General features: G+C 38.6%; 6 protein-coding genes and 1 other annotated feature. All 6 genes read right to left on the reverse strand.

Translation table 11 applies throughout. The features are described from left to right. Window positions 1-143: 143 nt before the first annotated feature. Window positions 144-361 (reverse strand) — a binding site (T-box leader). Window positions 362-457: 96 nt separating this feature from the next. Then, window positions 458-3,154: a phosphoenolpyruvate carboxylase gene (gene ppc, locus ADG81_RS01825; protein ID WP_049550730.1), complete on the reverse strand. Its 2,697-nt coding sequence runs from the start codon at window positions 3,152-3,154 to the stop codon at window positions 458-460. Between the two features lie 24 nt (window positions 3,155-3,178). Beyond that, a complete protein-coding gene (gene ftsW, locus ADG81_RS01830; RefSeq protein WP_049550731.1) occupies window positions 3,179-4,402 on the reverse strand; it encodes a cell division peptidoglycan polymerase FtsW in 1,224 nt (407 codons plus the stop codon). Window positions 4,403-4,562: 160 nt separating this feature from the next. Beyond that, window positions 4,563-5,501, reverse strand: coding sequence for a peptidylprolyl isomerase PrsA (gene prsA / locus ADG81_RS01835; RefSeq protein ID WP_049550732.1), 939 nt, complete (start codon window positions 5,499-5,501; stop codon window positions 4,563-4,565). 66 nt (window positions 5,502-5,567) lie between these two features. Then, window positions 5,568-6,281, reverse strand: coding sequence for an O-methyltransferase (locus tag ADG81_RS01840; protein ID WP_080978013.1), 714 nt, complete (start codon window positions 6,279-6,281; stop codon window positions 5,568-5,570). 1 nt (window position 6,282) lies between these two features. Further along, window positions 6,283-8,085 (reverse strand): oligoendopeptidase F, encoded by a 1,803-nt coding sequence (gene pepF, locus ADG81_RS01845; protein ID WP_049550733.1) that lies wholly within the window; start codon window positions 8,083-8,085, stop codon window positions 6,283-6,285. 18 nt (window positions 8,086-8,103) lie between these two features. Then, the gene (locus ADG81_RS01850) at window positions 8,104-9,057 is read right to left on the reverse strand and encodes a competence protein CoiA (RefSeq protein ID WP_049550734.1); all 954 of its coding nucleotides are present in this window, start codon (window positions 9,055-9,057) and stop codon (window positions 8,104-8,106) included. Window positions 9,058-9,354 lie beyond the last annotated feature (297 nt).

A 9,354-nucleotide genomic window follows, 5' to 3' on the forward strand; every position in this document is an offset into this window, starting at 1 on the left:
CCACAACCTCAAAACAGTGTTTTGAGCAGCTTGCGGCTAGCTTCCTAGTTTGCTTTTTGATTTTCATTGAGTATAAACAAGCGACGCCATCGTTTTCTTTCCATACTAACCTCCATCAAAAAAGTCCTCACACAAAAAACTTGTGTGAGGACGTCGATGCGCGGTACCACCTCAATTATAGGGAATTTCCCTATCGCTCTGTCTCGCAATAACGAGATGCACTGTAAGGTGTGCTCACCGAATTTTTATGATTTCAAATTCTAAATAACATCCAGCCCAATTTTCATCATCATCACTTATCTGTTTTCAGCGACCACAGACTCTCTAAAAAGTTTATATGATTACTTTTCTGAATGGTTAAATTATATCATTTTTCAATTACTTGTCAATAGTATTTGAGAATTTTTTTGAACTCTTCAAAAACTTCCCCTATAGAAAAGAGGAAGCTTGATAGGTATCAGCCTGAATTACGCAATCCTGTCGCAATTCCGTTGATGGTTGTATGGATTAATTTTTCTTGATCGCTTGATAATTCTCCTCGACGTTGACGTTTAATCAACTCCAACTGGATATAGTTGAGGATATTAAAGTAAGGCATACGGTAATCCAAACTTGCTTTTAGATATGGATTTTCAGATAAAAGTTCATCATAACCTTCGATAGCCAGGATGACTTCCTTGGTAACTTGCCATTCATTTAGAATAGTCTCATAGATTGCTTTTACTTCTTCATCCTCACAAAGTTTGGCATATTCAAAAGCAATGTTCATATTTGATTTTGACAAGACCATATCAACATTTGAAAGAAGCGATTGGAAGAAAGGCCAATTTTGGTACATATCTCGTAGGATAGCGATATTCTCTGGATTTTTATCGATAAATTCTTTGAAACTTGAACCAACCCCATACCATCCAGGGAACATGACACGACTTTGCGACCATGAGAAGACCCAAGGGATAGCTCGCAAACCACCGATTTCAGTAATAGTCTTACGAGCAGCTGGACGAGAACCAATGTTAAAGCTTGAAATAGCCTTGATTGGACTTGATTCGAAGAAATAATCATAGAAATGGTCATTACCAAAGACCAAATCACGGTAGATATCGTAACTACGGTCCACCACTTGGTCCATAATAGCTTCGTAACGATTTGAGGTATTGGTATCGCTCTTCTTCTGAGTAATCATACGATTAATGGCTGCAGATACTAGCATTTCAAGATTATAGTAGGCAGCATCTTTGTTACCGTATTTATTCCCAATTACTTCACCCTGCTCCGTCAAGCGGATACGGTCCTTAATCGACTTGAGCGGTTGAGATGTGATGGCTTCATAGGTTGGTCCACCACCACGACCGACAGTCCCACCACGACCATGGAAGAAGGTAACCTTAACGCCAAATTCATCTCCAATAGCAGTCAATTGTTGTTGAGCCTTGTAGAGGGTCCAACATGATGATAGATAACCACCATCTTTATTACTATCAGAGTAACCAAGCATGATTTCTTGGTAGTTATTACGTGAAGCAATCCATTTTTTAGCAAGAGGAAGAGAAAGGTATTCTCTCATGGTTTCTTCTGAGTGGTCCAAGTCCTCGATTGTTTCAAAGAGAGGAACGATTTGGACACGAGCTCTTTCTTTATCAACTAACCCTACTTCTTTTAGCAAGATAGCCAATTCCAACATGTCTGATACGCTGGTTGCATGTGAAATGATGGTTTGACGAATGACATCATCTCCCAACTTATCTTTCAACTTACGAGCAGCCTTAAAGATTGCTAATTCTTTTTCAAGTAACTCTGATTTTTCAACATGAGTGGCAGAAAGAATACGTGGATCTTCCTCTAATTCTTTCAAGAGAAGCTGGCATTTTTCTTCTTCACTTAGTTCGCTATAATGAGAATGAATACCCGCTGATTTCAAGAGTTCAGCTACACAGGCTTCGTGAACACTAGAATCTTGACGCATGTCAATAGATGCCAAATAGAAACCAAAAATTTCAACTGCCTGAATTAGCTCAACAAAATCACCAGAAATCAGTGCTTCACCCTTGTTTTCCAAGAGGGAATCACGAATGGTAATTAAATCCTTATAAAAATCATTAGCTGTTTCATAGCGAGCTCCAACTTCCTTATCCTCAATAAGATAAGCTTTTGTCGCTTGGATTTTTGATTGAATATCAAACAAGGCACGACGGTATAGCTCTTTTTCACGATAAATCGAATTATCCTTGGATTGACGAGCCATTTCTCTGACTTGCTTGCTCACATTGACAATACTAGTTGAGAGAGAGAACTCACGATAAAGTTGGTAAATCTTTTCATCATAGTAGTTCATGATGACTTCACACTGAGTCATAGCAGATTGTTTTAAGGTATCTGCTGTAACAAAAGGATTACCATCACGGTCTCCACCAATCCACATTCCCATGGTAATTGGTTTAGGATGTTTCAACTCCAAGCCGTGTTTTTTAGCCAGACGCTTGTACTCAGCAGTCAAATGAGGAACTGCCTTCAAGAATGAGCTATTGTAGTATTCCATTACATTCGTGATTTCATTGGTTACTTTTAATTTCTTTTCACGAATCATATCTGTCTGCATGATAATCTCAATGTAACGACGGAGATCATTATGCCATTTTTCCTTATTAATCAAGCCTAATTTCACATCACGATACTTACGCAAGAGGGTGTGGATATGGTTGGTCAAATCCAACATACTCTTACGTTGCACTTGTGTTGGATGGGCTGTCAAAACAGGAACAACATTCAAGTGTTCAAGAATTTCAACCGCATTTTCTTTTTCTGCAACCATTTTGATTGTTGCTGACAACTTACCAAGATAATCTTGATCAATATTATTTTGGTGATTGATTTCATAAGCTAAATCCACATCTTCTGAAATATTAATCAAAAGAGGCAAGATAGAGAAATAGCGTGAAATATAAGCCATTTCATCATTTGTCAGACTAGTAACTAATTGGTTCAAACCTTGATAATCTTCTTGAGTTGACAATTCCTTCAACTGCATGATTTTTTCAAAAGTCTCTGGGGCAAGCATGTTTTTAGTGATATCTTCTAACAATTCTGTTAAAATCAATACTTCTTCTTGTATAACAGCTTTATTACTATAGTTTTCTAATTTTTGAAGAGACATAGGTAATCCTTTCCACTCTCAGCTCTACATATAGTTTGATGAGTGAGCTTCTAACTCCTCATATAATCGGGCACGTTTTTCACTTGCATCAATATTTAAGACAAAGGCGATGGCTACAGACAAGACTAGGAGACTGTTCCCTCCTTGCGATAAGAAGGGGAAGGTTACTCCTGTCGAGGGAATAATACCAGAAATTCCACCGATATTGACAAAGACCTGTACCAACATCATCCCCCCAACCCCAATCGCCATCATAGAATTAAAGGGATTCTTAGCACGAATTCCTACTAGGATAATTCGCAAAATCAGGAAAAAGACGAGTGCTAAAATCAAGCTAGCTCCCACAAATCCAAACTCTTCAATGACAATTGAAAATACAAAGTCTGTATGGGCCTCTGGTAAATAACCACGTTTTTCGATTGAATTTCCTAATCCTAGACCAAACCACCCACCATTTACCATAGCAAAGTAGGAATTTGCAAGTTGGTGTCCTGCTCCTGCCAAATCGGCAAAGGGATTAAAGTAGGCACTGAAACGCTTGGCAACGTAACCAAATACTGGAACTTTTGAAAACTTATCAACCCCAATCATAGAAATAGCCGATAGAGATAGGGCTGAAGTGCCAAACAATACACCGATAAAGGCTATAAACCAACGATGAGCAATCCCACTAACTGTATACATAATCAAGGCGACCAGAGCTAGGATGGTGGCATTCCCCAAGTCTGGGAAAATAGCCAAACTTCCTATCATGACAAGTAGGACAAAACGCCAATCATTAAAAGCACGAGGAATCCATTGATTTTGAGTTAAAACTTGAAAATCGTAAATACCAATTTCATCCTGTTGTTTTGAAAAACGTTGAGCCAAGTACCAGACGATGATAATCTTCAAATACTCCGCTGGTTGAATGGTCAAAGGTCCTACTGAAATCCAACCATAGGCTCCATTGACTGGCGTACCAATTAAGCGAGCCAGAGCTAAGAGAATCAGCTCAACAAACATAACAATAAATAAGAGACGTTCTTTTCTTAAAAAATTCAGTTTCAGCTTATATATCAAGGCAATCAATATTAAACTAAATATCCAAAACATTCCCTGACTTCGAACCGATTGGAGGGCACTTTTACCCTCTTCGATAAGAATGGCACTGGTTGTAGAATAAACTACAATCAAGCCCAAAATTGATAAAAGTAAGTAAGGAACTAGAATAGAATAGTTTAATAGGTGCCTCTTACTAATCTTCATAGTATCACCAATCTAATGAGAACAAAAGAAATTATTCCCAAATTCCGTTTATTTTCTAGTTTTGACTGCTATTATACCATTTTTTCTGAAAGAAAAAAACTCTTACCCTTCAGATAGAAGATTTTCTCATAAGAAAAAGAGCACTTGGCTCTTTTCTGTTTTATTCTTTTGAAGAACTGCTTGAGCTTGAATCTCCACCACCGATGTATTGAGTGAAGATATTTTGGAAGGCCTGGTCTTTAACCTTGATATTGGCTGCTTGCAATTCTTTTCCGATAATACTTTGAACAAATGATGCGTCGTTTTGTTTTTGAGTTAAGATAACAGTTTTTAATTTTTCTTTATAGTCATCGATATTAGATGATTTTTCTGTTTTCTTAATCAGTTTAACAATGTAATATTGACTGCTGTAGGCTTGTGTTCCAGTAACACTAATCACATCAGAAACACCATTTACATCTAAAGCAAAAGCTGCTTTCTTAACTTGATCTGGTACTTCTGTTGAAGCAGAATCAAAAGTGATTTCTCCACCATTCGCTTTAGTTTTCTCATCTGTTGAATTATCTTTGGCTAATTGAGCAAAGTCTGCATCACTAGCTTTGGCTTTTTCGAGGACTTCTTTCGCTTTATCCTCATTATCAAGACGAATGATTTGAGCCGTTACATCTGGAGTGTACTCGTCAAAAGCCTTCTTGTAAGCATCGTCTGTCAATTCAGCTTCTGCTGCTTTTTTAACTGCCAACTCAACTAATTTACTAGTACGAATTTGCGCTTTACGTGTTTCAAGAGTCATTCCTGCTTGTGATAAGACACGTTGGTAGTTATCACCGTATTGTTTTTCTTCCTGAGCTATAGTATCATCGACTTCTTTGTCATCTACTTCTGAACCGTATTGTTTTTCAAATACTTTTTGGATGGTCAAGTTCAACAAGACTTGTTGGGCTGAAGGATTGCTTTTCACTTGCTCATAAAATTGATGTTCTGTGATGACATCCCCCTTCATGCTGATAAGGTCTGCACCTTCTGAACCTTTGGAACAAGCTGCTAAAGTTGCTACTGATAATAGTGTAATGGCACCTGCCAATAGTTTTTTCTTCATGTCTACTCCTTTGAGATAAGTGTTACCCTATCTATTTTACTATATTTTCTTAAATTTTTCTGAAAATCATTCGCTGTCAGGCAATTGAACGTCTGCTACATTTTTACGAAGCATGAGAATTCCGTCTCCCAGAGGTACTAGTGTTGCGGTGAGTCCTGGATTGTCTAAGGTTGCATCAAATAGTCTTTGAAGTCCTCTGTAAATAGTTCGCTGACCACGACGGACTTCCATAATATCCTTGGCAACATCACCACCTTGGAAGATATCATCCAAAACAACCACACCACCAACTTCCAAGTGTTTGAGGATTTCTGGCAGAAAGACAATGTATTTAGACTTAGCAGAATCCATAAAGACGAAATCATAGGACTCTGTCAGTGTCGATAAGACATCTACCGCATCTCCCTCTAGGAGAGTGATTTGCTTGCGACTGTCAAACTGGGCGAAATTTTCCTTGGCAAAACCAATCATTTCTGGATTGCGATCAATCGTTGTAATCTTGGCATTTGGCGCATGTTCCGCCATCAAGAGGGCTGAAAAACCGATAGCCGTCCCAATTTCTAGAATGTTTTTTGGTTGCATGGTTTCCATGAGAAAACGGAAATAAGCAACCGTTTCATGGGGAATGATGGGAATATTTTCCTTGCGAGCAAAGTCTTCCAATTCTTTCAAAGAGCCTGTGACTTGCTTTTGACGCTGTCGCATCAACTCCACAATTTCTTCTTTGACAACAGGACGACGCATGTTATGGTTGGCATTTTTACTATACGATTCAACCATCTTATGCCAATCCCAATTTTTCAACAAGGGCTTCAAACTCATTCAAACGACGTTCAAAGACTGCAAAGGCATCGTTGAGATATTCTTCCTTCTCCATATCAACACCAGCTTTTCTCATGACATTGAGTGGATAGTCAGATTTACCTGCCTTGAGGTAGTCGATATAGCGGTCACGGTCTTCTTGACTACCATGAACAATTTTTTCAGCCAAGGCTGAAGCTGCTGCAAAGCCAGTTGAATATTGATATACATAGTAGTTATAGTAGAAGTGTGGAATGCGAGCCCACTCGTATTGGATTTCAGGGTTGTCTTCCTTACTTAAACCATAATACTCTTGGTTCAAGTCTGCGTACAGTTTATTTAAGAAATCGCTTGTCAAGACTTCACCATTTTGATCCGCTTGGTGAATGGCGTGTTCAAACTCAGCGAATTGAGTTTGACGGAAAACTGTTCCACGGAAACCATCTAGGAAGTTATTGAGAATCGCAAAGCGCGTTGCGTCGTCTTCCACTTCTTCCAATAATTTCTCCGTCAAGATATTTTCATTAGTGGTTGAGGCAATCTCAGCCAAGAAGATAGAATAATCTCCGTAAACATAAGGCTGAGTTTCGCGAGTATAGCTGGAATGCATACTGTGGCCTGTTTCATGAACAAGAGTAAAGAGATTGTCCAGATTGTCCTGCCAGTTGAGAAGCATGAAGGCATTGGTATCGTAAGAACCACCAGAGTAGGCTCCTGAACGCTTGCCTTGATTTTCATAAACATCAATCCAACGCTCGCTGAAGGCACGTTTAACACGGCTCAAGTAATCCTCACCCAAGACTGCCAAGGCTTCTTCGGCTTTTTTCAAGGCTTCTTGGTAGGTAAAACTATATTCAACAGATGAAAGCGGTGTGTAGACATCGTACATCTTGAGGTCTGAAATTCCCAAAATCTTTGAACGAAGCTCAAGGTAACGATGCAAGAGGGGTAAATGCTTGCGAACTGCTGCTACCAAATTGTCATAAACACTCTCTGGAACAAAATTCGCAGCGAGGGCTGCATGACGAGCACTCTTATAGTTGCGAACTTTGGCACGGTAGTTTTGCACCTTAACATTGGTTTGCAAGATTTTGGCATAGGTATGTTGGAATTGTTCATAAGTCGCATAAAGTGCTTGATAAGCACCACGGCGAACTTCACGATTTTTAGACTCCATCAAACGTGTGTAAGTTCCATGAGATAGCTGAACTTCCTTACCATCATCGTCAAGGACATAAGGGAATACAATATCCGCATTGTCCAAGATAGCGAAGGTTTCACTTGCTGAACCAAAGATTTCACCAGCTCCAGCTAATAATTCTTCTTCACGTTGTGATAGAACATGTTCCTTGCCTTGTAAAAGCTTGTCAAAATAGTGTTGATAAACCTGCAATTTTGGCTGAGCTTCTAAAAAGTCAGCATACTGCTCTTCACTGATTTCCATAAATTCAGGCTCATAGAATGAAAAGGCTTGGTCTAGCTGGCTGTAGAGAGTCATGGCCTTGGCATAGTACTCTTGGTACTTGGCTTCACGTGTATCCTGATCATTCTTCATATGAGCATAGACGTAAAGCTTCTCCATTTGGCGTTCCATTTCAAGAGAAAATTCAGTAATTTCGAGTAGGCTATCCGCACTATCCAGGAGATGGCCTTCATACTGGGCTACTGTCTCCAATTGTTCTGTTAACTCTTTTAAGGCTTCTTCCCAAGCCTGGTCAGTTGGGTAGATCGTTGATAGATCCCATGTATCTTTTTCATTTATTTCATGTCTTTGTAATACCATTAGATTCCTCCATCCTTTCTATTCTACCATATTTTTCAAGAAATATTGCTGATAAAAGGCTGGTGGATAAAGCTTTTGCCAATCATTTTGAGGATTTTCTTGGTAATAGGTGTAAAAGTGCTGATAATAGCTGGTCAAATCTTGCTCAATCTGGAAAAATTTGCCTACTAGTGGCCGAATTTGTGGATACCATTCTTTTAGCCCATAAGTCAGGAGATTTTCTCCCTTCTGATAGGCTTCTGCTTGTTCTTTCATCCAAAAGGGATGTTGATAGTACAGCTGTTGCCGGATATAGCGACAAATGCCCTTGTCCTGAGAAACTGTAAAATGAGATATTTTTTGTTTCTTATAAGGAAAACGCAATATTTCCAATAAACTAGCTTGACCATAGGGAAATTCCTTGATTTGATAATGGAGTTTACCACGGAGGTCTTGGTGAATCAGGTATTTGAGCCTTAAAAGCTGTTTTTCCTTATCTAATTCCCAAACATAAAAGCCCATGTTGTGACTAAAATAGAGAAAACCTTGTTGCAGACGAGTTAAACGCTCCTTGAGCCAAAGTTTTTGACCCAGCAACCACAGTACTTGATAACCCTGACTACGATAGCCCTCACTTCGCTCTTTAAGAACTTTTTGAGGCAAGGGGCTACACTGAACCTCTAGAGCTAGATTGCCATTTACAAATACATCCGCAATCTGTTTAAGCTCTGGAAGGGGGTATTCTAATTGAACCTCTACCTCTTTTTTCAACCACTGATAGAGAGATTCCTTATTGGCCAAGTGTTCTGGACTTTCATTTTCAAATGAAAAACCACAGTCTTTTAAAGATTTATGGGCAAAATGGGTCCGTACACTTGGTCCTTGACGCAAACGGAGCTGACCTCCGCAAGCTGGGCAGGTGTAGGCTTGCTTCTCAACCTTATACTCTAACACATTTACCAACTGTCCGCTAGCATCTCTGGCAACAAACATGAATTCCCTCCTTTTCTATATTATTCGTAAAAATTAATAATCGTATTTTTAATTATAGAAAAAAGTATAGTAAATCGAAATAAAATATAAGCAAATTGATTGAGAAATTATAATTAATTGAAATAAGATATGAACAATTTTATTAGGTGAATCAAATTAATTTCTAAAAATATTTTAGTAGCAGTTGTATACTATACTAGTTTTAATCTGCTATAAAATCAAATTTCTAACAATAGTTAAGAATTTAGGCTCTATAATATTTGTAGTGGGTAAATCCCCTATGGATCTTATGGAGCC

The sequence above is a fragment of the Streptococcus pseudopneumoniae genome (assembly GCF_001070815.1).
Taxonomy (GTDB): Bacteria; Bacillota; Bacilli; order Lactobacillales; family Streptococcaceae; genus Streptococcus; species Streptococcus pseudopneumoniae_P.